This is a genomic window from Mucilaginibacter gotjawali (assembly GCF_002355435.1).
GTDB lineage: Bacteria > Bacteroidota > Bacteroidia > Sphingobacteriales > Sphingobacteriaceae > Mucilaginibacter > Mucilaginibacter gotjawali.
In genome coordinates, this window is record NZ_AP017313.1 from 2,145,820 (window position 1) to 2,171,578 (window position 25,759).

Here is a 25,759-nt window from a genome sequence, read left to right on the forward strand (position 1 = left end):
GTTTTATATTACAAAGCTATTTAAAGGGCAATTTTTATTGTGTGAGCAATATCAGGGAAAAAAGTGACATTGGTCAGTTTTTCATTTTTGTTAAACGGGGCAGGTCAAGTAAACGGATGGTGCTTCCCTTTTTTTCAATCAGCCCCTCATCCTTAAAGTCAGATAGCGTACGGCTAACCGTTTCGGTGGCCATGCCTGCCATAGCGGCCAGATCTTCACGTGTAATTTTAAAGCCATCCTCGTCATCATGGCCGGGCTGTTTGTGTAAACGTAGTATTGAATCTGCCAGTCTTTTCCGTACAGAGTTATAAGCAAGTTGCAATAGCTGTTCTTCTTTTTCGCGGATATCGTTTGATAACAGTTTGATAAACTCCTTGGCAACATCGGGGTATAAATTTAACAATTTCTCGAGGCTGTCTTTCGGGATGAGACATACGGATGTGTCTTCCAGTGCAGTTGCAGTATCGCTATACGGCTCATTGGCAAGCAGGGCCTGTATGCCTAAATAATTATCTGCAGTAAATATGCCGGTCATTAATTCGCGCCCGTCTTCGGCAAGTTTAACTGTTTTTACACGCCCCGCAAGCATCAGGTAAAGGCCGTTGCCGCGGTCGCCTTCGTAATAAATCACCTGGTTCTTTTTAAATTGCCTGGTTTTGCGTTCGCTAATTATTTTTTTCAGTTCAGAAAGCCCATCGTTCTTGGAGATCAGGCTATCCAAACGATCAAGTGATTTACTGTAAAAGGTTTGCTGTATTTCTTTTTTCTTCAACCTGCTTTCGATGGCATTAAGCAATTCAATATCATCAAAAGGCTTTGTCAGGTAATCATCTGCGCCCATTTCCATCCCTTTTCTCAGGTCAACTTTTTCAGCTTTTGCTGTTAAAAATATAAAAGGGATAGCAGCGGCTTCTGTGTTTTTACTCAACAGATATAAAACGCCGTAACCGTCAAGTTCGGGCATCATAATGTCGCATAAGATAATATCCGGCAAATGCTTTAGCGCAAGTTCAACGCCTATTTTGCCATTATCGGCTTCAAAAACGGTAAAATCTGCCAGTTGTAAAATTTCAACAACATTTTCTCTGATATCGGTATTGTCTTCAATTACAAGTACTTTTTTCTTCATGACATTGGAAATGATAGGGTAAATATAGTCCCATGGTTAACACTGCTCTTAAAATCAATATGACCATACATCAGGTTGGTATAGCGGGCCACAATATTAAGCCCTAAACCGGTACCCGGAATGTTGCCGGTGTTGTGTGCTCTGAAAAAAGCCTCGAACAAATGTTTCTGGTCATTTTCAGGTATGCCTATGCCGTCATCTTTAATTATTATGGTACAGTATTGGTCGTTTATTTCGGTATTAAATTCGATAAAAGTATTTTCACCCGAATATTTTATGGCGTTGCCAATGAGGTTAAATATACAGTTTTTTAATAAATTAGGGTCGAGGGTGACAATATTATTGATACCGGTATGTTGGTAAATAATATTCTGGTTTTGTTTGGCAACCATTTGCATCTCTTCCGTAATATCTTCCGCCAGTTTAACAAGGTCGAATCTGATAAATGTCGGTTCCACCTTTCCTGCTTCCAGCTTTTCGAGCGATAAAAAATCATTCAAAATAGTGGTTAGGTTACCAACAGCATTTTTAATCTTTCCTACGTGTTTGGTAATATGGTCGTTTTCAAAAGGCTCGGCATATTTATCAATAAGTGATGCTGATAGTTGTACAGCACTTAAGGGTGTTCTGAATTCATGCGAAGCCATCGAAACAAACCTGCTTTTTAACTGGCTTAATTCTTTTTCTTTTTCTAATGATACGCTCACCTCTTCTTTTGCCCGGTGCAATTCAGTAACCGTATTCTTTAAAGATAGCGTACGTTCTTCCACAAGTTCTTCCAGGTGGGAGGCATAATCCTTTAGCTGTTCTTCCGCTTCCTTTTGTCTGCTAAGGTCATGAATAAACCCGGTAAATATTTTCCGCCCGGAATACTGCACCTCGCTAACACCCAGCCTGAACGGGAATTTGGTTCCGTCTTTTCGTAACCCTGTAACTTCGCGCCCGATTCCAATAATATGCGGCACACGTGTTTGCTGGTACCTGCTGATATAATTATCGTGGTTGGTTCTGTCGGGGGGCGGCATCAATACAGATATATTTTTCCCAATAACCTCCTCGGGCGTATAATCAAATAATTTACAGGCCGAAGGATTGATCAGTTCAATGATTCCCCGGTCACTTATGGTTATTATGCCGTCAATAGCGTTTTGTATTATAGCATTCAGCAAGGCCGCATTCTCCATATTGTTCAAATTAACACAAACTTATCTTAAGATAAAAAGGTTAATTTAAAGTGTAAAAATATTATAGCCGAAGGTATATCAGCAAAGGGCCTAAAAAAGTGATATTTATCACCTTTTTAAATGAGTTTGATTGGTGTTTGAAATGGATTTTGCGTGTATTGTTTTAGCTTTTATTTTGTTGTTCTTCCCTTTCAACGGTAATGGTACACTCGCCTACCAGGGCGGCCAGTGCGCCAATTGCAGCTAACACAGGGGCAACTAACACGCCTACTACGCCAATAGTAAGGGGGAAGGACATCAGTTCTTTTCCGGATTTATCGGTGATGGTTATTTTTCGGATGTTGCCTTCAGCAATGAGCTCTTTTATTTTATTCAGCAGGTTTTCCCCGTGAATTGAAAATGATTCTTTTGTCATAACCGTTGTTTGTTTTATGACTTAAAAGTGGCCCGATTGTTACAAAAAACTGCCGGTTAAAAGTATAGCCCGTTTATACGCTCATTGCTGGTTGTTCACTAACAACAAGACTGGCGTAAGATTGCATAAAGGTTTGTCCGGATGTTTGACCCGGAATAAGGCTTTTAGATTTGATATTGCTTTTCTGTTTTCCGTTTTCAAAGCTAAAAATCGTTTTACCTACCATCAGCCCATTATAAGCTGCGGGGCTGATCAATACCTCGTGCTTTAACTTGTTCATTTTAATGATCGTACCTCTTACCAGAAAACGATTGTGGCCGCTAATGATCATGTCAATTTGAGAGGAATGTTGCGCCAGTTTTTGGTCATCCGGCTGATCACCGGGCTGGTTGTACCCGAGGTGTGAAAGGCAAATAACCAGGTCGCACTTTTCTTTTTCTTTCAGAATTTTTGCTGTATTGTTGGCACACTCAATGGCATCGGCATAAGCAACCCCTTTTAGTTGATGCCCGACGCCGGTAATGCCAACTTTAAATTTACCCGTGCTGATGGTAATGTAAGGTTTTACTAATTTACCCAGTTTGCCCTCCAGTCCGTAGTTACAGTTTACGAGGCTGAAATTCATCAGAGGTACAAGCGAGGCGAGTTGATCCTGCCCCATTTCGAGTTCTTCATTACCAATAGCAGCCGCATGATAACCCATTTTATTCATTGTATCAATTACCTTTAACCGGGTGCCGCTGCTTTGTGAATGGCCCAAAAAATCACCACCATCCAATAATAATCCACTAGTATCCTGGTTGTTTAAAACCTTTTGAATGTTGGTAAGGCCACCCAACTTTCCATCGAAAGGCGTTAGATTTCCATGCAGGTCGCAGGTGTGATAAATAGTTACCTGGTTACGCGAAGAATGCAGGGAATTGATCTTTTTACTTACCCTGGCAAATGTCATAGTTGGCTTACTCAATGTGCCCAGGGCAGAGAGAACTGAAAATTGGTTAATAAATAACCTACGCTCCTTATTCATAAGTGATTGTTAAGTGCATAAATATATAAATAAATAGTACGTAAATAAACAATTTTTTTGTTAGTAAAACTAAGCAGGCTATTTATTATTTGAGCCGCTAATATTGATTTATATTGCCAACAGGCTAACAATTAGTTTTGCAGGTAGCTCCTTGTTTAATAAATTGTTAACACGTTAATTCCTGGTTTTTCATCCATTCTGTTTGAATGGTTTTATTTTTTTAAATTATAACTAAAAATCCTAAAAAAATCTTATTATTGGTGTATAATTCATAAAGTAATTTTTCAACTAATCTTTCTGCCTTATGACTCCAGATTTAGCAATGATTTTTTTGTTCGCCGGCAATTTTGCTCCCAAGGGCTATGCTACATGCGATGGACAGATTTTATCAATTAGTCAAAATACAGCATTATTTTCGCTAATCGGCACCTATTATGGGGGGAATGGCCAAAATACTTTTGGCTTGCCTGACCTGCGTGGCCGCGTACCTAATCATCAGGGCCAGGGTCCGGGCCTTTCGCCATATACCGTGGGACAGATGGGCGGAACTGAAACAACTACCTTATTGGTTAATCAAATGCCCTCGCATTCGCACGCAGTTAATGTAAATAATGCAGCTGGTACAACAGCTACGCCCGGCAGCACCACCTACCTGGCAGCAGGTCCGTCAACAGGTTCAGGCCCCAATGCGTCTGCTTTAAAAACATATACTACCGTTGCCAATAATGCATCGCTCATTCCCAATACAATTGGGGCAACAGGCGGTGGGCAGCCATTTAATATCCTTTCGCCGTATTTAACCATTACCTATGTTATAGCCTTACAAGGTGTATTCCCATCCAGAAACTAAGCTGATATGAATGGTCCGATAAAAATCGGTTTTTTAGCGCCCTATTCCGGCGTGTACCCATTTTATGGACATCATTTAATGGCCGGGATCCTCTTGGGTTTATACCCCGCTGTTACAAACCAGGCGGAGTTTCAGTTCATACCCGCCTATACGCAAATGGGCGACCCGAAAAGTACATTGGACGCAGTAAATAAGCTTGTTTTTTTTGACCAGGTGGATATGATCTCCGGTTTAATCAGTTATAAATCCATTCCTGATATTATTCCCGTTATTGAAACCTATAATAAACTGGCGTTCTTTTTTGATATGGGGGAGTTTATTCCGCATTTTGAAAATTTGAGCCCCCGGATATTTTATTCATCACAACAGATCTGGCAATCGCAATTTGCTTTGGGGCAATGGGCGCAAAAGGAGTTTGGTGGCGCAGGGATGATGGTGATGCCGGTTTATGAAGCCGGGTACCATTTAAGCAGTGCTTTCCATAAAGGCGCAGGGGCAGGTGGTGCAACCCAGTTAGGATTGCATGTTTTGCCGAGGGACCCCGCGAACATTAAAAAACTGGATCTCGGTAAATTTTTTCACGATATTAAAAAAAACCCGCCTACTTACATACATGCCCTTTTTTCGGGAAATTTTGGAAGGGAGTTTTTAGTGCAATGGAAAAAGTCGGAATTTTATGACAGTATCCCTTTAACAGTTGTCGAGAATATGGTGTATGATGACTTATTTGATGATTTAGCTGAATTGGATATTGAATTATTTGCTGCCTTATCATGGAGCAGGCACGCCGAAAATGCCCGAAACAAAGAGTTTGTGAGCAGGTACGAGGGTAGCGGCGGGCAAATGGCAAATATCTATGGCTTACTTGGCTATGAGGCAGGCCTCGCACTTAGGGAGGTTAAGCCTTATCTTTTGAAACGGGACTGGCAGAGCACCATTTCACTTCTTCAGAAAGAATCAGTAAACGGGCCGCGCGGCGAAAGAAATTTTTATCCTTTGTCGGGCTTTTCACTACCGGTGATTGATATAGTACGTGTTAAGACATCTTCAAAAAAAGTTTATAAAACGGTTATAAGCCAGGGAAAAGGGTTAAAGTTCGACTCAGTGGATTTTAAGGAAATTCATGAGGGCAGCGTTAGCGGCTGGCAAAATCCATACTTGTGTATCTAAAACTACGCTTATGAAAAAATTATTTACAAAAGGTTTTTATGTGTTGCCTGCAATTATCTTTTTTTTGTGCGCCGCGCTATCGGCAAAGGCCCAATACAGCGGCACCAACCTTGAAACCGGCGGGCTATATACGGCATTGGCTAAAGATGGCAGTAATAATTTATATGTTACCAGGGTAACCAGCGGCACTGGCGGCGCTTTATACGAAGTGGATAAATATACAGGCGGCACAGGCACCCCCGTAAGCATATACAGCGGGCTTACGCACGAAACAGGCGATTACCCATGGGGACTGGCTGTTACCAGCACCGGGAATGTATTTATATCAACTGATTTTACAGCCGGCGGAGGTTCTATTATTAAATTAACATACAGCGGGGGAGTATATACCAGTTCAATAATTCAAACCGGCAGGTATTTCTCGGCACTTGCTGTAGATACCCATGACAATTTATACACGGCAGAATATGATGCAGGCAACAGTTCTTACGCTGTTGTTGAATATACAGCGAGCTCGTCCTATGCCACAGGCACGAAATTATATGACAATTTGAAAACAGGGGCAGGTTACACTTATCCAACTGGCCTGGCAGTTGCTTCAAATGGTAATGTTTACGTAGCTGATGCTTTTAGTAATGATCCATCGATAACAGACGGGGGGCATGTTTATAAATTAACAGCCGCTTCGGCATATGCCGTTTCAACGTTATCAAGCGGCAATTACGTTACCGCGTTAAACTTTAGCGCTTCCGGCAATCTTTTTAGCAGTGAAAACAGGGGAGCAGGGTATAGTTTAGTTGAATATGCCGGCGGCACTGGTAGTGGCGTGCCGATATCTACACCATTGCACACCAATGGCATCTACTATCCGTGGGGGATAGCTTTCATCAGCATTGGTAAAATTTTTGTGGCAGACGGGGATGACGGCGTAAATGGGGGGGCGGTCATCAAAATGGTTCCAAATCCGCCAACTGTTACTACAACAGCCGTTACATCTTCCACATCAACAGGCACTACGCTAAACGGCATCGTTAACGACAACGGCAATACGACCACAGTCAATTTTATTTATGGGACCTCGTCAACACTCACAGGGGCAACCACTACACCGGCTACAACAGGAGGAACCATCAGCGCCGGTTCCGGCAACACCAATGCTGCCCTCAATATATCAGGTCTTACAGCGTCAACAAAATATTACTATGCTGTATCTGCTACAAATTCCGGCGGTACCCGGCAAGGGGCAATATTGAATTTTTTTACAACGCCATCACTCAGCTATACCAGCCCGATAGTTTATAATTCGGGCACAAATATCCCGATTCTTTCACCGGTCAGCAGTGTGGTTCCATTACCCGCGTATGGCAATCCTGTTACCGTAGGTTCGGGTTTTTTAACCCCTTTTGGTGTTGCAGCTGATGTATCAGGCAATGTTTACGTGGCCGATTACGGCAATCATTCGTTAAAAGAAATTCCTGCCGGTGGAGGCGCGCCCATCACATTAGCAACGGGATATACTACACTGCTTGGAGTGGCCGTGGATGCAGCAAATAATGTTTATACATGCGATGCAGGGACAGCGACAGTACAAAAAATTCCGAACGGAGGAACAGGCACCCCCGTCACTATTGGTTCCGGTTTTTCTGCGCCATATGGTCTGACGGTAGATGCAGCCGGCAATGTTTATGTGGCAGATTACTCCAATAACGCCGTTTATAAAATTGCTGCTGCCGGAGGTGCCACCACAAGTATTGGTTCAGGCTTTGCTAGTCCGACAGGCGTAGCCGTTGATGCGGCTGGCAATGTGTATGTGGCAGATTATGGTAATAACGTGGTAAAGGAAATTCCTGTTGGTGGCGGCGCTCCGGTGACTATCGGTTCGGGTTTTAGTGCTCCTGTTGGCGTCGGGGTTGATCCTTCTGGTAATATTTTTGTCGCTGATTATGGTAACAGTACTTTGCAGGAGATTCCGACAGGAGGAGGCACCCAGGTCGCTCTTGGGGCAGGCTATGTAAACCCGACGGGTGTAGCTATTGATGGCTTTGGGAAATTATTTGTAGCAGGCTATTTAAGTGGCCTTATTAATCAGCTCACGCCAGTTGGTGGTTATTATATAAGCACTGCGTTGCCACTGGGTTTAGGTTTAAGTAACAAAACCGGAAAGATATCGGGCATTGCCAATGCCATTAGCCCTGCCAAAAATTATACCGTCACAGCATATAATACGGGTGGTGGCACATCAGCTGTTGTAAATATTAAAGTTGTTGCAAATGCCAGACTTAGTAATTTAACAATTAGTCAGGGCACATTAACGCCGGTTTTTGCCATAGCAACTACCAGTTATACGGCAACGGTGCCAAATGATGTGAGCTCAATAACCTTAACGCCCACAACAAACGATGCCATGGCAACCGTAACGGTAAACGGCACAGCCGTAACCTCTGGTACGGCCTCGGCAAATATCCCATTAAATTTTGGCACCAATGCTATTACAACGGTCGTAACGGCCCGTGACGGAACAACTACGAAAACTTATACAGTAACGATTACCCGGGTAGCATTAACAAATGCCGACCTTGCAAACTTAGCTGTAAGCGCAGGAACATTAACCCCGGCATTTACCACCGCAACCACCAGCTATACGGCATCGGTACCCAATTCGGTAACTTCGGTAACCGTAACGCCAACTACCGCCGATGCTACTGCAACGGTTACGGTAAATGGTATACCCGTAAATTCGGGGATAGCCTCAGGTGCCATTCCTTTAAGTGTTGGCCCTAATACCATTACAACTGTTTCTACTGCGCAGGACGGGGTAACCACCAAAACCTATACAATCACCATAACGCGGTCATTGCCTGCCAATCCCAATCTTTCCAATTTAACCCTAAGCGCCGGTACATTAACACCTGCATTTGCAACGGCAACAATTAACTACACGGCATCTGTAGCTAATTCGGTAAGCTCAATAACCGTGACGCCAAAAGCCAGTGATGCGCTGGCAACAATAACAGTTAATGGTACTGCGGTAAGTAACAACACCGCATCAGGCGCTATATCTTTAAACGTGGGTAGCAATGTTATTACCACAGTGGTAACAGCTCAGAACGGTACAACCACCAAAACCTATACGGTTACCGTAACGCGCGCCGCTTCAAGCAATGCTGATTTATCAAACTTAAGCTTGAGCAGCGGAACCTTAACACCCGTATTTGCATCAGGCACCACCAGTTATAACGGATCAGTGGTGAATTCGGTTACTTCGGTAACCGTAACGCCAACCACCAGTGACGCTACCGCAACCCTAACAGTAAATGGTACGGCCGTAAGCTCTGGTACCGCCTCAGGTGCTATTGCTTTAAATGTAGGGCCCAATACCATTACCACTGTAGTTACAGCACAGGATGGGGTAACCACCAAAACCTATACGGTAACGCTAACACGGATGCTGCCCGCCAATGCCAATCTTTCCGGTTTAAGCCTCAGCGCAGGGGCATTAACGCCTGCCTTTGCAACCGCTACTACCAGTTATACCCTATCAGTTGCCAATGCGGTAACATCAACTACGGTGACGCCCAAAGCAAGCGATGCCCTGGCAACCATAACAGTGAACGGTGTGGCGGTAAATTCAGGCACGGCCTCGGGTGCAATTGCTTTAAATGTGGGTACCAATGTGATCACGACCATCGTTACGGCCCAAAACGGAACGACCACCAAAACCTATACGGTAACGGTAACCCGTGCAGCGGGCTCATTGAACAGCGTTTATGAACCGATAAGCGTAACAAACCCGGCCGGAAAGGCACAAATGATGGGCGAGGAGCTTGTAGTACGCCAGGGATTATCGCCCAATGGTGATGGTATCAATGACTTTTTGCAGATAGACGGGATCACCAATTACCCGGATAACAAACTGACGATAATGAACCGCAGCGGGCAATTGATCTTCGAAGCCAAAGGGTATGACAACAGCACGAAGGTGTTTGACGGGCACTCCAACAAAACCGGCGCTATGCAATTGCCGGGTACTTATTTTTATTCGCTTGATTTTACCGTAAACGGCACAGCAAAGCATAAAACAGGGTTTATTGTGCTAAAATATTGATGTGGTGACGGGAATTTGCGATTAAAGGTTAGCCGATCATTGAATTGGTTGCTAAAAAAACAATTGCTATACTAAACCAAACCGTTTTCAATGGCGTATTTAATAAGCATTGCGGTGTTTTTGGTGTTTAATTTTGTCATGATACTTTTTCTGTGACTATCAATTGTCCATTGGCTCACAAATAGTTTCTCAGCCATTTCAGCATTGGTAAGGCCTTCAGCAATTAATATCAGTATTTCTTTTTCACGGCGGGTGAGTATCGGCTTGCCGGTTTCACTGTTATACATGTGTTTCACTACTTCAAGGGCTTCCAGGCATAGATGCGTTTTTCCGGCTGCAACGTCCTTAATAGCAACTAATAATTCTTCCTTATCTGCATTTTTTAAAATATAACCGCCCGCGCCGTTCTCAATCATTTTACGGATATAGGAAGGTTGGTTCAGGGTGCTAAGCGCTAATATTTGAATATCCGGTTTGTTCTTTTTGATTTCGGCACACAGCTCTATCCCGCTCTTGTCGGGTAAGTTAATGTCCATTAATATAACGTCAACGGTAATTTTTTCCAAATAAGAAATGCAGGATGCCGCGTTCAATGCATGCCCGGCCCAGAAAATCCCTTCTTCGTTAATTAATAATGAACGAATGCCTTCAACCACTACAGGGTGGTCGTCCACAATAAAAACGCTGATCATGTTTTTGGAATTTGTATTTCAATGTTTACCGAAGTGCCCGTGCCCTCCTGCGATTTAAGATCAATATTCCCTTTAAGATAGTCTACACGGCTTTTGATATTACCCCAACCCGCACCTGTTGAATCTTTCAGCGCATTTACATCGAAACCCTTACCATTATCTTCAACACTCAACGTTATCCAGTCATCTCCTTTTACCAGTTGTACCATTAATTGAGTTGCGTGGGCATGCTTAAGTGCATTGTTCACCAACTCTTGTATAATCCGGTAAATAATGATCTCTGCTGCATTTTCAATCTGCAGGTCATTGCCAAACGATTGGAAAATAACTTTAAATGATGTTGTACTTGATGACGCGCAATAATCTTTCAAAGCTTCTTCCAGTCCAAATTTTGCCAGCGCTTCCGGCATCATGTTCTGGGCCACTCTGCGCAGCTCCTTCATGGCGGTGTCTATCATATTGAGCGATTTTTCAAATACCTCAACATGGCCGCTACTGATTACAATGTTTTCTTTCATATTTATAATGGAATGTTTAACTCCTGATAATAATCCGCCAAGGCCATCGTGAAGGTCTTTTGCCAGGCGGCTTCTTTCATCTTCCTGCCCTTTTAATACACCCTGCGATGCTAAAATTTGTTTTTCGTTTTCAAGCTCCCTTATTTTTTGTTCCTGCATGGTGGAATTTTGCAATGCCACGATGTTCTTTTTCTCCAAAAGCTTGCTCCGGCTATACCAGATAACTGACAGTAAGACCGCCGCTAATAACAGCAGTATAGATACATAAAGTCTGTTCCTGGACGCAGTGGCTTTTTCTTCGCTCGCATTGATGTGCGACTGAAATACCAGGCTGTCTTTTAATGTCTTTTGTTTATATTCATATTCCAGCGCAATTTTCTCGTTTTGTATATTAATTTTCTCCTTAAAAATAGAATCATTTGCCGCATTTAGTTTTTCAAGAAAATCAAATGCCTTTGCTGTATTGCCTTTTTGCTTATAATACTGGTACATCAGTTTAAAATGTTCCTGTAAAAATGCATAGTCGGTAATTTGCGAAACGAAGGCATCTGCTAATGAAAGATATTTCCAGGCGTTTTTCAGATCGCGCTTTAGCATATAGCTTTCAGCCAGTTCGTCCTCAATGTTGGCAGTGTTCTCCGCGTTACTTAATTTTTGCGCAATGATTACAGCCCGCAACGAGTAATTAATGGACGAGTCGAGCATTTTTTTCATTTTGTATATATTGCCAATATCGCCCAAAGCAATGGCCATACCCTCTCTGTCATGCACTGACGTGTATAACTTGTATGACCGCAGTTCATAAAATAATGCACTGTCGGGCATTTCCTTGTTAGTGAACGCATCGCCGATATTGCCGTAAGTACGGGCTAACGAAAGCAGGTCTTTTGATTTCATTTTAAAATACAAAGACCTTTTTTCGTATAAAATTGCATTGTCGGGATCACCTATACTCTCATAAACCAATCCAATGTTATTTAAGACCTTGCCGGTAAGATTTTTATTGTGCAACTCATTGGTGATGTTCAGGCATTCAAAAAAAGCCAGTAACGCTTTATGATATTCAGAATTGTACATTAAAGCATTTGCCTTATCATTCAACGATTTGAAATAATTTAACCGGTTTGTTTTTTTCCATAGTTGAGCAGCACTGTCAAACACCATTGCTGATCTTTTGTAATTTCCGGCATAAAAGTTACAAAACCCCTCTGCATCATAGGCTTTCGCGGTTAATGTGTCAATCTTTAGCCTCGCGCATATATCCTTTAGGTGCTTTATTAATATCAAAGCAGTTTTGGTATCCGTGTCTTCAATAGTGTTAATTTGTTTCAGTAATTGGCTAATCTCCCTGTTATCACCGGATGTTTTTTGTGATTGCGCCAGTGATGGGTTTATCGCAAAAAGCAGCAGCATCGCTATTGTTGAAATCGTATGTAGGAGTTTATTTGAATAATATTTCATAAAAAAGATAGCATAGGCCAATTTCCTGATCATCTAAAGTTGCCCTTTTATTTAACAGGATAAAATTTTATTTTAAAAATCACTGTTTTAGGGGATTATGCTATTATATCGGTGGACATAAATTTATATGCTAAGGCTAAGCCTGTGAATTACTTTTTATTAATATTTATATGTTTTATTAAACATTATTTTTTATTTTTAACGTAATAATACGTATCGGATTCAGTACAACTACGCTTGAGATAATCAGGTCGCCGTGATAGTTTTGCCTGGTGAAAGGTTGTGATTAATTATACACTTTTTTTATTAAGAATTAAAAATCACTGTTTTAGGGGATTGTGCCATCAGGCCGCTTAATGTAATTTTACAAGTACAACCTGTAAATCGCCGGGAGTGCACATTTAATATATTACATAGTTTAATTATACATACCGATACTTTTAATATTGATGATTTTTGGAACTCTTGCCGGACGAGAAAAAAAACAAGTTTCTTTTATAAAGTCAATTATTTTGAATACATAAAACCTGTCAAATTCAACGAATCAATAAAACCATTGTCATGAGATTAACACTACCTTTTTCAAGCAGATCTTTTTTCCAATTAATTACCGGCAACATATTTTTGCTGATCATCTCGATTTTGTTTTTTGTCCCCAATAATTTATCCGCAGGAGTGAAACCTGTAAATAAATCGGGCAACAACGTTAAGGAAGAACTAAGAAACAAAAAGGTTGCCGACCCGGTTGTTAAGCCGGAAAAAAATGAACCGGGCGCAAAATTCAAAAGCGCTTATTTTTCCGGACCACCAACGGTAAGCTATGCGGGGCCGCAAACCTATTTAGCCGGAACAGCCATAACACCGCTTTCGCCCACCAGTCTTGGTGTTGCTACGCCTTCATACAGTAGTAGTACAACTACATTGGGGTCGGGGTTTAACATTCCTGCGGGCGTGGCTGTAGATGCGCAAGGAAATGTTTATATCGGTGACCAAAACAATAACGTGGTAAAGAAGATCCCGGCTGGTTCTAATACGCCGGTTGTAATTGCTAGCGGTTTTTCGACCCCTGACGGTGTGGCGGTAGATGCACAGGGGAATGTGTTCGTGGCTGACGATGGTAATAATCTTGTTAAAGAGGTTCCATTCTTCAATGGCAACTATGGCACGCCGATAGTGTTAGGCGTGGGTTTTAGTTTTCTGCAACCGTTTGATGTAGCAGTTGATACCAAGGGTAACGTTTATGTTGCTGATCGCGGAAATAATGCTGTGGAAGAGATCCCCGTGGGCGGCGGAACTCCGTTTGCAATCGGATCGGGATTTTCTACCCCCACCGGCGTAGCCGTTGATGCTTTTGGAAATGTATACGTAGCCGATAATGGCAATAGTGCTGTAAAAAAGATTCCCGTTGGAGGAGGTGCACCAATTACTTTAGGTTCTGGCTTCGCAAACCCTTTTACAGTGTCAGTTGATGGGTCAGGTAATGTATTTGTTGCCGACTACGGGCATAAACTAGTAAAGGAAATTCCGGCTGACGGAAGCCCGATAATCACTTTAGGCTCCGGATACAGCTTTATCTTTGGTACCGCTGTCGACATTTTTAATAATGTTTATGTAACCGATTACGGCAATAACGCAGTGAAAAAGATCCAGCCTACCGGCGGCTACTATATCAACCCTGCTTTGCCGGCAGGATTAACTTTTAACAATACTACCGGAGTAATCTCGGGTACTCCAATAGCATCATCACCGGCAACAAACTATACTATTACTGCCTATAATCAATATGGCGGCAATTCAACCATATTAAATATTACTGTTAACGCAGTAGCAATGAGTTATGCCGGCCCTAAAATATATAAGGCGGGTAATGCTATCGCCCCGTTAAGCCCTACCGGCGGCGGTGCAGCCGCGCCCGGGTATAGTACAAGCACTACAACATTAGGTTCAGGCTTTAACATCCCTGCCGGTGTTGCGGTAGATGCTGCAGGCAATGTTTATATTGGCGACCAAAATAACAACGTAGTAAAAAAGATTCCGGGGGGAACAGGTACGCCGATAGTTATAGCCAGTGGATTTTCTACACCGGATGGTGTAGCGGTTGACGCCCAGGGCAATATATACGTTGCAGATGATGGTAACAACCTGGTAAAAGAGATACCGTACAGCAATGGTATATATGGTACGCCAATAGTTTTAGGGGTAGGCTTTAGCTTCCTGCAGCCATTTGATGTGGCGGTGGATACCAAAGGAAATGTATACGTGGCAGATCGCGGCAATAATGCGGTTGAAGAGATCCCTGTAGGCGGCGGTACTCCGTTTGCCATTGGATCGGGCTTTTCAACACCAACAGGCGTAGCCGTAGATGCTTATGGCAATGTTTATGTTGCGGATAACGGTCACAGTGCAGTTAAAATGATACCGGTAGGAGGCGGAGCGCCAATCACTTTAGGTTCTGGTTTTGCGAATCCTTTTACAGTGAGTGTTGACGGTTCAGGTAATGTATTTGTGGCCGATTACGGCAATAAACTGGTAAAGGAGATTCCTGTTAATGGAGGACCTATTATTACGTTAGGCTCTGGTTACAGCTTTATATTTGGTACAGCTACAGATAATTTAAATAATGTTTATGTGACCGATTATGGCCATAATGCTGTAAAAAAGATACAGCCCACCGGCGGTTATTATATCAACCCCGCATTACCTTTAGGTTTAAGCTTCAATAACACAACCGGAACGATCAGTGGTACGCCAGTGCTTGCGTCCCCGGCAACTAATTATACCGTAACGGCATATAATCAATACGGTTATAATTCAACAACAATAAATATTACGGTGAATGCCGTGGCAATGAGTTACGGCAATTCCAGAATTTATAAGGCAGGGGTTGCAATTACCCCAACAACCCCTACCGGCAGTGGTGGCGTTGCGCCTCCTGGTTACAGCAGCAGTACAACAACATTAGGGTCGGGCTTTAATATCCCTGCCGGTGTTGCCGTTGATGCGGCCGGCAACGTGTACATAGGCGATCAGAATAATAACGTAGTAAAAAAGATTCCGGGCGGCACTGGTACACCGATAGTTATCGGCACTGGCTTTAATACGCCGGATGGAATAGCAATAGACGCACAGGGCAACGTTTTTGTAGCTGATGACGGCAATAACCTGGTAAAGGAGATCCCTGCTAACGGCGGTGCTATCATTACTTTAGGTTCTGGCTTTTTGCAGCCCTTTGATGTGGCTGTAGACACCAAAGGAAATGTTTACGTGGCAGACCGCGGCAACAATGCGGTAAAAGAGATTCCTGTGGGCGGTGGCGCTCCGTTCGCTATAGGCTCTGGCTTTACCACGCCGACGGGTGTAGCAGTTGATGCATATGGGAATGTTTATGTAGCTGATTTTGGCAATAGCGCGATCAAAAAGATTCCTGTGGGCGGCGGCGCACCGATAACCCTTGGTTCTGGTTTTAGCACGCCATTTGGCGTGGCTGTGGACGGCACAGGTAATGTATTTGTAACGGATTATGGCAACAAACTGGTAAAGGAAATACCGGCGAATGGGTTAGGGATTACTACGGTAGGCTCAGGGTATAGTTTTATCTTTGGCGTAGCAACAGATAATTTAAATAATGTATACGTAACCGATTACGGACACAATGCAGTTAAAAAGATCCAGCCAACCGGCGGCTTTTATATCAACCCGGCATTGCCATTAGGCTTAAGCTTCGACAATACTACCGGAACGATCAGCGGAACGCCATTGGTTGCATCTCCTTCAACTGACTATAAAATAACAGCGTATAATCAATACGGTGGCAATTCATACACACTCAATATTACAGTTACAGCGGTAACGATGAGTTATGCCGGCCCAAAGACATATGTGGCGGGAACAACCATCACACCGTTAAACCCTGCAGGCAGCGGTGGCGCCGCAGCGCCAGCGTACAGCAGCAGCACAACGACATTGGGGTCGGGCTTTAATATCCCGGCCGGGGTGGCGGTAGATGCGGCAGGCAATGTTTATATAGGTGATCAGAATAATAACGTAGTAAAAAAGATTCCGGGCGGAACCGGTACGCCAATCGTTATCGGCACTGGCTTTAATACGCCGGATGGAATAGCAATCGATGCACAGGGCAACGTCTTTGTGGCTGATGACGGCAATAACCTGGTAAAAGAGATCCCGGCCAATGGCGGTGCGATCATTACTTTAGGTTCAGGGTTTTTGCAGCCATTCAACGTGGCTGTAGATACCAAAGGTAATGTGTATGTGGCCGACCGCGGCAACAACGCTGTAAAAGTAATCCCTGTTGGCGGAGGCGCTACATATGCTATAGGTTCCGGCTTTACCACCCCAACAGGCGTAGCGGTAGACGCATATGGAAATGTTTACGTAGCTGATTTTGGCAACAGTGCGATCAAAAAGATCCCAGTTGGAGGCGGCGCACCAATAACCCTTGGCTCTGGTTTTAGTACCCCTTTCGGTGTTGCGGTTGACGGCTCGGGTAATGTATTTGTGACAGATTACGGCAATAAGCTTGTAAAGGAGATCGCTGCTAACGGTGGTGCGATCACCACCGTAGGTTCAGGCTACAGCTTTTTGTTTGGGGTTACAACAGATGTGTATAATAATGTATTTGTGACCGATTATGGCAATAACGCGGTAAAAAAGATCCAGCCAACCGGCGGCTATTATATTAACCCGGCGCTGCCATTGGGTCTTGTATTTAACAATACTACAGGATCCATCACAGGTACACCTGTTGCGGCATCTCCGGCAACTAATTACACGATAACTGCCTACAATCAATATGGCTATAATTCAACCACGGTAAATATTGCGGTTAATGCCGTATCAATGAGTTATGCCAGTCCACAAACTTTTTTTGCGGGCACAGCAATTACGCCGGTCAGCCCTACAGGAGGCGGCGCAGCAGCACCGGCTTATAGCAGCAGCACAACAACATTAGGATCGGGCTTTAATATCCCGGCCGGGGTGGCGGTTGATGCGGCAGGCAATGTATATATCGGTGATCAGAATAATAACGTAGTAAAAAAGATCCCCGGCGGTACCGGTACGCCAATAGTGGTTGGTACTGGCTTTAATACACCGGATGGAATCGCGATAGATGCACAGGGTAATATTTTTGTGGCTGATGACGGCAATAACCTGGTAAAAGAGATTCCTGCTAACGGCGGTGCTATCATTACTTTAGGTTCTGGTTTTTTGCAGCCCTTTGATGTTGCAGTAGACATCAAAGGAAATGTTTACGTGGCCGATCGTGGCAATAATGCTGTAAAAGAGATTCCTGTTGGCGGTGGCGCCGTTATTACCTTAGGGTCTGGTTTTACCACGCCGACCGGGGTAGCAGTAGATGCCTATGGAAATGTTTACGTTGCTGACTTTGGAAACAGCGCGATCAAAAAGATCCCTGTTGGCGGCGGCTTACCTATTACCCTTGGCTCTGGTTTTAGCACGCCATTCGGTGTGGCTGTTGACGGTACAGGTAATGTTTTTGTGACTGATTACGGGCATAAACTAGTAAAGGAGATCGCTGCCAATGGCGGTGCGATCACCACCGTTGGATCTGGCTACAGCTTTTTGTTCGGTGTAACAACAGATATTTATAATAATGTTTATGTGACCGATTATGGCAATAATGCGGTCAAAAAGATCCAGCCAACCGGCGGTTATTATATCAACCCTGCACTTCCTTTAGGTTTAAGCTTTAACAATACCACGGGCGCGATCAGCGGCACGCCTACGGTACTGACTCCGCCTGCAAATTATATGGTTACGTCTTATAACGGTTACGGAAGCAATTCCTCGGTTATAAATCTTCAGGTAATTGCGAATACATCGCTGTCAAGCCTGGCATTAAGCACAGGAACATTGCAACCTGTTTTCTCGGGTGCTGTCACCAACTACGCTGCGTCTGTCGTAAATTCGGTATCATCAATAACACTTACGCCAACCACAGCTGATCCATCAGCTACAGTAACTGTTAATGGTGTCTCAGTTGCCTCAGGTACAGCCTCAGGCGCTATTCCATTGAATGTGGGTTCGAACATCATTACTACCGTTGTAACAGCAACAGATAACTCAGCAACCAAAACCTATACGGTTACCGTCACACGCATGTTGCCCGCCAATGCAAATCTTTCAAGTTTGGCAATAAGCGCAGGTACGTTAACGCCGGCATTTGCAACGGCCACCACCAGTTACACCGCAACCGTAGCGAATGCGGTAACCTCGATGACAGTAACACCGAAATCAAGTGATGCACTGGCAACAATTACAGTGAACGGTACAGCGGTAAGTTCAGGTACCGCCTCGGGCGCTATTCCTTTAAATGTAGGTACTAATGTGATCACTACGATAGTAACAGCCCAAAACGGTACTACTACCAAAACGTATACGGTAACTGTTACCCGGATATCAAACAACGCAAACCTTGCCAATCTTCAATTAAGCACAGGCACGCTTAACCCGGTATTTGCATCCGGCACCGCCAGTTATACAGCTTCGGTACCCAATTCTGTCACCTCAGTAACGGTAACGCCTACCACCGCCGACGCCACCGCCACGGTTACGGTAAATGGCGTAGCCGTAAGTTCGGGTACAGCTTCAGGCGCCCTTCCTTTAGTTGTCGGTCCTAATACCATTACAACAATTGCAACGGCACAGGATGGGGTAACCACGCTAACCTATACGATAACGTTAACACGGTTACTGCCTGGTAATGCTAATCTTTCCAATTTAACCCTAAGCGCAGGGACGTTAACGCCTGCATTTGCAACAGCAACTACCAGTTATACTGTATCAGTAGCCAATTCGGTAACTTCGGTAACCGTGACTCCAAAAGCCAGTGATGCACTGGCAACGATAACAGTTAATGGTACTGCCGTAAGTAGCAATACGGCATCAGGCGCTATACCTTTAAATGTGGGTAATAATGTAATTACTACCATAGTAACCGCTCAGAACGGCACCACCACCAAAACCTATACGGTAACCGTAACACGGCCACCTTCAAGCAATGCTGATTTATCAAACTTGAGCTTGAGCAGCGGAACCTTAACACCCGTATTCGCATCCGGCACCAACAGTTATAACGGATCAGTGGTGAATTCAGTAACTTCGGTAACCGTAACGCCAACCACCAGTGACGCTACGGCAACCCTAACAGTAAATGGTGCGGCCGTAAGTTCGGGTACCGCCTCAGGTGCTATTGCTTTAAATGTAGGGCCAAACACCATTACCACTGTAGTTACAGCCCAGGATGGAGTAACCACCAAAACCTATACGGTAACGCTAACACGGATGCTGCCCGCCAATGCCAACCTTTCCAGTTTAGCAATAAGCGCAGGGGCATTAACGCCTGCATTTGCAACAGCAACTACCAGCTACACGGCATCAGTAGCCAATGCAGTTTCCTCGACAACGGTAACTCCAAAATGCAGCGATCCGCTTGCATCGGTAAGTGTAAATGGCACGGAAGTAAGTTCAGGCTTTGCATCGGGCCCAATTGCACTGAGTGTTGGTACTAACGTTATAACTGTAATCGTTACCGCCCAAAACGGTACCACCACCAAAACCTATACAGTAACGGTAACCCGTGCAGCGGGGGCAGCGAATTCGCTTTATGAACCAATAAGTGTAACCAATCCAACCGGAAAGCCACAAATGATAGGAGAGGAGCTTGTAGTACGCCAGGGATTATCGCCCAATGGTGATGGCATTAATGACTTCCTGCTGATAGACGGGATCGCCAATTATCCGGATAACAAACTGACGATAATGAACCGCAGCGGGCAATTGATCTTCGAAGCCAAAGGGTATGACAACAGCACGAAGGTGTTTGACGGACACTCCAACAAAACCGGCGCTATGCAATTGCCCGGTACCTATTTTTATTCACTTGATTTTACCGTAAACGGCACAATCAAACATAAAACAGGGTTTATCATATTGAAATATTAAAGCATAAAATAAAAGATGAGCAAGGGCCGGGGATTAAATATTCCCGGCTTTTGCTTTTTTTAAAGGCCCCCCTTTTGCATAAAAACATGTCTTAAACTCCGGGGGATTGCTGTTGGTTTTCTATTCGGCGAAGCTCTCCGCATAATCGCCTCATAAAGCCCTTAATCTAAGTTGTTAAAAGCGTCATTTTTTTATTTATTAAGTATGAAAAAAAAATGGCATAGGGTTTTTTTAGCGTCCATAAAGCTTTTTTACGGTAAATTGTCATTTTGGCAGTGTTTTTACCCTGCCAAATTACAGGCATTTTGTCAGTAAAATAGGGTTTGTCATGGTATATGACAAAATGGCAAATATTTTTATTTTGACTTAAGCAAGGCTTTTATGGTAAGAAACCAGGATGTTTTATTTGAAAAACACCTGATCGGATATTTATTTTTTGCCGAGATAAAAATTAAAGAATCTCAAATTTTTCAATTTTGTGTTTCCATGGATAAGATCTCATTTCGGGATGTTTTTTTGACAAATTATCTGTGTTTTATGATTTTGAAATGTTAATTGTATCAAAAAAGGCTATTTTTTTCCTCAAACCCCCAAAAAAATCGATAAAAATCAAAAAAAAGTCTTTTTTAATTTAGAAAATGACGAATAAATTAATTTCATTTTTTGCGGATTTTGCCCCTTTCTTGCTTCCAAAATGAATGGCACATTTTTAGTACATAATGTTCCAAAGGATAAAAACGCCCTTTAAGTTTTTAACTTCAAGTATTTGAAACACGAGAGCTTAAAGAGGGTAAGAATCCCGGTAAATAATTAATAAAATATTTTAAAATTTAAATCTTTAGTCATGTTAGTTGTATTAGAAGTTGCTGCATTAGTTGCTATCATTGTATTGCCATTATTTGCACCACAAAGAAGCGTTAAATAATTGTTCAACTACAATTAGTTAGGAAATACACTGGGCTGGTCTTTTTGACCGGCCCATTTTTTTTGCTGAATTTTAAAAAGCCGCCCCGCTGAACTTTCGGACCTATCAATATAAACAGCGGTTTAATCACCTTACCATCCCTGCACCTATTGTTTGAATGCTATTCTTATAAAAAATATGTTGTGTTTCCCGGTGCCTTCGTTGAATTTTAACAAATTTTAACAATTAAGCGGGTTATTTCAGTAGCAAAAAAATGATCAGGTGCTTAAGTTTGCAATCCAAAATAAAAAATGGATCTAATGGAAGATATAAATAGTAACGGCGGGCATCTTTCAACCGATGCATTGTCCGGTAGTTCATCGTATTCAACAGATATAAGGGCCATTAACGAAATGATACAGCGTGAAAGCGCCTTTGTTGATCTTTTGAAAATGGAGATGGATAAAGTGATCGTCGGCCAGAAGTATATGGTTGAGCGTTTACTGATTGGTTTGTTGGCTGACGGGCACATCCTTTTGGAAGGCGTGCCGGGTTTGGCAAAAACACTGGCGATTAATACCCTGTCAAAAGCCATACAGGCAGATTTCAGCCGCATTCAGTTCACACCTGATTTGTTACCCGCCGATTTGGTTGGAACGATGATCTACAATCAAAAAAAGGAGGAATTTATTGTACGCAAAGGGCCTGTATTTTCGAATTTTGTACTGGCAGACGAAATAAACCGTGCACCGGCTAAAGTACAAAGCGCTTTGCTGGAGGCCATGCAGGAGAGACAGGTTACCATTGGCGATAATACTTTCGCACTGCCAAACCCTTTCCTTGTACTTGCTACGCAAAACCCGATTGAGCAGGAAGGCACTTACCCGCTTCCCGAAGCGCAGGTTGACCGCTTTATGCTGAAAGTGGTTATTGGCTATCCCTCCAGGGAAGATGAGAAACTGATCATACGGGCTAACGTAAACCCGCAAGGTATGTTAAAGCCAAAACCTGTTGTTCATCCAGACGAAATTGTGAGGGCAAGAAAGGTAGTGCGTGAGGTTTACATGGATGAGAAAATTGAGCAATACATTATTGATATTGTTTTTGCAACGCGTTATCCGGAGCAATATAAATTAGCGAATTATAAAAACCTCATTAGTTTTGGCGCATCGCCAAGGGCAAGCATTAACCTTGCACTGGCAGCCAAGGCCTATGCCTTTATTAAACGCAGGGGGTATGTAATACCCGAAGACGTACGGGCAATTTGCCATGACGTGCTGCGGCACCGTATTGGCCTTACCTATGAGGCCGAAGCTGAAAACATGACCACCGAAAATATTATTACAGGGATTTTGAATGCGGTTATAGTACCGTAATAGTTGATTTGAGATGTGAGATATGAGATTTGAGACAGAAAAGTTAGTTGTTTCTTAATCTCACATCTCAAGTCTCAAATCTCACATCTGAAATAGCATGGCAAGAGACACCAAAGAACTGCTGAAAAAAGTAAGGAAGATCGAAATAAAAACCAGGGGGATGAGTAACCACATCTTTTCTGGCGAATACCACTCGGCTTTTAAAGGCAGGGGTATGGCTTTTAGCGAGGTGCGGGAATACCAGGTAGGAGATGAGATCAGGACGATTGACTGGAACGTTACGGCACGTTTTAATCATCCCTATGTTAAGGTTTTTGATGAAGAGCGCGAGCTTACTGTAATGCTGCTGATGGACGTAAGCGCTTCTGAAAATTTTGGTACCATCACCCAGCAAAAACAAGACCTTGCAACCGAGATTTGCGCCGTACTGGCATTTTCGGCCATACAAAACAATGATAAGGTGGGGGTGATCTTTTTCAGCGATAAAATTGAAAAGTTCATTCCGCCGAAAAAGGGGCGCAGTCATATTTTGATGATCATAAGAGAATTGATCGACTTTAAACCCGAAAATAAAGGCACCAATGTGGCCGAAGCGTTAAAGTATTTTACCAGTGCCATAAAAAAGAAGTGCACCGCCTTTATTATTTCGGATTTTATGAGCCCGGAATTTGAGAACGAACTTAAAATTGCAAATAAAAAGCATGATATTATTGCATTAAGGCTTTTTGATAAGCATGAAGAGGAATTCCCTGATCTGGGGCTGATCCCCGTAAAAGACGAAGAGACGGATGAAATATTCTGGGTGAATACCGGCGATAAAAAAGTGAGGGATGCTTTCAAAATAGATGCGCTAAAAAGAAACGCCCGGCTAAAAGAAGTTTTCAGCCACTCGGGCGTTGACGCGACAGAAATAGGCACGCACGAATCATATGTAAAACCATTAATGACATTATTTAAAAAACGGGAAAGAAGAAGGTGATAAATATGAATAACCGGTTTTTAAACTTTATCCTGGCTTTACTATTGTTAACTTGTTTAAGTTATAAAGCCAGCGCACAAAACATACAGGCGGAGGCTAAATTACAGCAATACACCATCAGGATAGGCGACCAAACCAAATTATTCCTGAGTGTACACCAGCCCGCTAAAGAACATGTAAATTTTCCGAAGCTTACTGATACTGTAACCGGTAAAATACAGGTGGTAAGTGCCAATAAGCCGGATACCACTTATGACCAGAACGATCATAGCTCATTAACCGTAACGCAAAGTTATACCATTACCTGTTTTGATGCCGGAACCTATACGATACCATCTTTTTCAATCAGAACAGCAGGCGGCGTTATAAAAACGAATGAATTAACACTGCAGGTGGAAACCGTTAAAGTAGATACCACCAAAGCTATTTATGATATTAAACAGCCCATAACCGTTAGCTATACTTTTGTAGACTGGCTAAAGGATAATTGGTATTGGATTGTTTTTCCTTTGCTTGTTGTTGGGTTAATTATAGGCCTGATATGGTATTTGCGCAGCAGGCCAAAAGCCGAACCGGTGGTACAAATATCCAAACCGGTTGTGCCTCCGCATGTAACTGCATTAAACCAGTTAAACCAGCTGAAAGATAAAAAGCTATGGCAGCAGGAAGAAGTAAAACAGTATTATATCGAACTAAGTGATATCATCCGCGAATATCTTGAGAAAAGATATGCCATTAAAACACATGAAAAAACGACCGACGAAATTTTTGACAGTTTAAAGCGCATCATTATAACAGATACAAACAGGAGTAAGTTAAAACATATACTGGTGCTGGCCGACCTGGTGAAGTTTGCCAAAGAAAAGCCATTGCCGGCAGAAAATGAGCAAAGTATAGAAATTGCTGTTGATTTTGTTGTTGCCACAAAGCAACAGGAACGGCCTGCAACGGAAGGAGGCAATCAGTATGTTTAGCGGAATTGAATTTGCGCATCCGGGTTTTTTCTGGCTTTTAATCATCATTCCCGGCATGATTGGCTGGTATATTTGGCGGGAGAACAAATTATATGGCAGTTTAAGTGTTTCAGCAGTAAAGGCATTTGCAATACCGGTAAAAAACAGCCTACCAAAGTTTCGCCATGCGGGTGTCGTATTACGGTTGCTGGCGGTAGGCGCGCTGATACTTGCATTAGCAAGGCCGCAATCCTCATTAAGCTGGCAAAATTCCACCACCGAGGGGATTGATATCATGATCGCTTCGGATATTTCGGGGAGTATGCTTGCCGAAGATTTCCAGCCTAACCGGTTGGAAGCGGGAAAGAATATCGCGATTGATTTTATCAAAAACCGCCCCGACGACCGTATCGGCCTGGTTATTTTTAGCGGAGAGAGCTTTACGCAGTGCCCTTTAACCATAGATCATGATGTTTTAGTAAATCTATATGCTGATGTTAAATATGGAATGATAGATGATGGTACAGCGATAGGCATGGGGCTGGCCACAGCTGTAAACCGCCTGAAAGAAAGTGAGGCTAAAAGCAAAGTGGTTATTCTGCTAACCGATGGTTCAAATAACATGGGCTCTATCCCCCCGCTTACCGCTGCCGAAATAGCAAAGGATTTTGGCATAAGGGTTTATACGGTGGGTATCGGCACCCACGGCTTTGCACCTTACCCGGTACAAACACAGTTTGGGGTGCAATACCAACGGATACCGGTTGACGTGGATGAAGGTACACTCACGAAGATCGCCAATATTACCGGAGGTAAATATTTCAGGGCCACAGACAATCAAACGCTAAAAAACATTTACGAACAGATAGACAGAATGGAAAAGGCAAAAATTGATGTTACCCAATTTCATAAAAAGACTGAATTGTTTTTGCCCTTTGCACTGATCGCGTTGTTTTTGCTGTCGCTGGAGTTTATTTTGAAAAATACATGGCTGAGGGGGGCTTTAACATAGT

Annotated in this window: 14 protein-coding genes; 8 read left to right on the forward strand and 6 right to left on the reverse strand. The window is 43.1% G+C overall.

Going from position 1 to position 25,759, the window contains the following annotated elements; all coding sequences use genetic code 11:
- Positions 1-73: 73 nt before the first annotated feature.
- The 4 genes from MgSA37_RS09805 to MgSA37_RS09820 all read right to left on the reverse strand — a co-directional run bounded on the left by MgSA37_RS09805 (position 74) and on the right by MgSA37_RS09820 (position 3,755).
- Positions 74-1,129, reverse strand: a complete 1,056-nt coding sequence (locus tag MgSA37_RS09805; RefSeq protein WP_096351565.1) for a response regulator — start codon at positions 1,127-1,129, stop codon at positions 74-76.
- Positions 1,126-2,313 (reverse strand): PAS domain-containing sensor histidine kinase, encoded by a 1,188-nt coding sequence (locus MgSA37_RS09810; RefSeq protein WP_096351566.1) that lies wholly within the window; start codon positions 2,311-2,313, stop codon positions 1,126-1,128. The genes MgSA37_RS09805 and MgSA37_RS09810 overlap by 4 nt, the downstream gene beginning before the upstream one ends.
- Positions 2,314-2,476: 163 nt before the next feature.
- Positions 2,477-2,728: a DUF4342 domain-containing protein gene (locus MgSA37_RS09815; RefSeq protein ID WP_096351568.1), complete on the reverse strand. Its 252-nt coding sequence runs from the start codon at positions 2,726-2,728 to the stop codon at positions 2,477-2,479.
- A gap of 73 nt (positions 2,729-2,801) precedes the next feature.
- Positions 2,802-3,755, reverse strand: coding sequence for a metallophosphoesterase (locus MgSA37_RS09820; RefSeq protein WP_096351569.1), 954 nt, complete (start codon positions 3,753-3,755; stop codon positions 2,802-2,804).
- A 304-nt stretch (positions 3,756-4,059) separates the two neighbouring features.
- Between MgSA37_RS09820 and MgSA37_RS09825 the strand changes: the two genes are divergently transcribed.
- Genes MgSA37_RS09825 through MgSA37_RS09835 form a run of 3 tightly spaced genes read left to right on the forward strand, consistent with a single transcriptional unit; the run spans position 4,060 to position 9,880 of the window.
- Complete coding sequence (locus MgSA37_RS09825; protein WP_096351571.1) at positions 4,060-4,605, forward strand: phage tail protein; 546 nt, start codon at positions 4,060-4,062, stop codon at positions 4,603-4,605.
- A 6-nt stretch (positions 4,606-4,611) separates the two neighbouring features.
- Positions 4,612-5,775: an ABC transporter substrate-binding protein gene (locus MgSA37_RS09830; RefSeq protein WP_096351572.1), complete on the forward strand. Its 1,164-nt coding sequence runs from the start codon at positions 4,612-4,614 to the stop codon at positions 5,773-5,775.
- Between the two features lie 10 nt (positions 5,776-5,785).
- Positions 5,786-9,880, forward strand: coding sequence for a cadherin-like beta sandwich domain-containing protein (locus MgSA37_RS09835; protein ID WP_172885308.1), 4,095 nt, complete (start codon positions 5,786-5,788; stop codon positions 9,878-9,880).
- A 71-nt stretch (positions 9,881-9,951) separates the two neighbouring features.
- On the opposite strand, the gene MgSA37_RS09840 is transcribed toward MgSA37_RS09835, so the two are convergent.
- Complete coding sequence (locus MgSA37_RS09840; RefSeq protein ID WP_096351575.1) at positions 9,952-10,572, reverse strand: response regulator; 621 nt, start codon at positions 10,570-10,572, stop codon at positions 9,952-9,954.
- Complete coding sequence (locus MgSA37_RS09845; protein ID WP_096351577.1) at positions 10,569-12,584, reverse strand: tetratricopeptide repeat-containing sensor histidine kinase; 2,016 nt, start codon at positions 12,582-12,584, stop codon at positions 10,569-10,571. Before MgSA37_RS09845 ends, MgSA37_RS09840 begins: the two co-directional genes overlap by 4 nt.
- Positions 12,585-13,112: 528 nt before the next feature.
- Here MgSA37_RS09845 and MgSA37_RS09850 point away from each other — a divergent pair.
- The 5 genes from MgSA37_RS09850 (at position 13,113) to MgSA37_RS09870 (ending at position 25,758) form a co-directional block, all read left to right on the forward strand.
- Positions 13,113-20,534: a cadherin-like beta sandwich domain-containing protein gene (locus MgSA37_RS09850; RefSeq protein WP_096351578.1), complete on the forward strand. Its 7,422-nt coding sequence runs from the start codon at positions 13,113-13,115 to the stop codon at positions 20,532-20,534.
- 1,224 nt (positions 20,535-21,758) lie between these two features.
- Positions 21,759-22,814, forward strand: coding sequence for an AAA family ATPase (locus MgSA37_RS09855; RefSeq protein ID WP_096351580.1), 1,056 nt, complete (start codon positions 21,759-21,761; stop codon positions 22,812-22,814).
- A gap of 97 nt (positions 22,815-22,911) precedes the next feature.
- Positions 22,912-23,793: a DUF58 domain-containing protein gene (locus tag MgSA37_RS09860; RefSeq protein ID WP_096351581.1), complete on the forward strand. Its 882-nt coding sequence runs from the start codon at positions 22,912-22,914 to the stop codon at positions 23,791-23,793.
- A gap of 5 nt (positions 23,794-23,798) precedes the next feature.
- Positions 23,799-24,767, forward strand: coding sequence for a BatD family protein (locus MgSA37_RS09865; protein ID WP_096351583.1), 969 nt, complete (start codon positions 23,799-23,801; stop codon positions 24,765-24,767).
- Entirely contained in the window at positions 24,760-25,758 is a 999-nt protein-coding gene (locus MgSA37_RS09870) for a vWA domain-containing protein (protein ID WP_197706115.1), read from the forward strand. Before MgSA37_RS09865 ends, MgSA37_RS09870 begins: the two co-directional genes overlap by 8 nt.
- The last annotated feature ends 1 nt before the right edge of the window (position 25,759 follow it).

Bases quoted from the DNA above. Each gene is read 5' to 3' on its own strand.
- MgSA37_RS09835 (WP_172885308.1), top strand. From the start codon at position 5,786: ATGAAAAAATTATTTACAAAAGGTTTTTATGTGTTGCCTGCAATTATC.
- MgSA37_RS09845 (WP_096351577.1), bottom strand. From the start codon at position 12,584: ATGATCAGGAAATTGGCCTATGCTATCTTTTTTATGAAATATTATTCA.
- MgSA37_RS09870 (WP_197706115.1), top strand. From the start codon at position 24,760: ATGTTTAGCGGAATTGAATTTGCGCATCCGGGTTTTTTCTGGCTTTTA.
- MgSA37_RS09860 (WP_096351581.1), top strand. From the start codon at position 22,912: ATGGCAAGAGACACCAAAGAACTGCTGAAAAAAGTAAGGAAGATCGAA.
- MgSA37_RS09815 (WP_096351568.1), bottom strand. From the start codon at position 2,728: ATGACAAAAGAATCATTTTCAATTCACGGGGAAAACCTGCTGAATAAA.
- MgSA37_RS09825 (WP_096351571.1), top strand. From the start codon at position 4,060: ATGACTCCAGATTTAGCAATGATTTTTTTGTTCGCCGGCAATTTTGCT.
- MgSA37_RS09805 (WP_096351565.1), bottom strand. From the start codon at position 1,129: ATGAAGAAAAAAGTACTTGTAATTGAAGACAATACCGATATCAGAGAA.
- MgSA37_RS09850 (WP_096351578.1), top strand. From the start codon at position 13,113: ATGAGATTAACACTACCTTTTTCAAGCAGATCTTTTTTCCAATTAATT.
- MgSA37_RS09810 (WP_096351566.1), bottom strand. From the start codon at position 2,313: ATGGAGAATGCGGCCTTGCTGAATGCTATAATACAAAACGCTATTGAC.
- MgSA37_RS09820 (WP_096351569.1), bottom strand. From the start codon at position 3,755: ATGAATAAGGAGCGTAGGTTATTTATTAACCAATTTTCAGTTCTCTCT.
- MgSA37_RS09830 (WP_096351572.1), top strand. From the start codon at position 4,612: ATGAATGGTCCGATAAAAATCGGTTTTTTAGCGCCCTATTCCGGCGTG.
- MgSA37_RS09840 (WP_096351575.1), bottom strand. From the start codon at position 10,572: ATGATCAGCGTTTTTATTGTGGACGACCACCCTGTAGTGGTTGAAGGC.
- MgSA37_RS09865 (WP_096351583.1), top strand. From the start codon at position 23,799: ATGAATAACCGGTTTTTAAACTTTATCCTGGCTTTACTATTGTTAACT.
- MgSA37_RS09855 (WP_096351580.1), top strand. From the start codon at position 21,759: ATGGAAGATATAAATAGTAACGGCGGGCATCTTTCAACCGATGCATTG.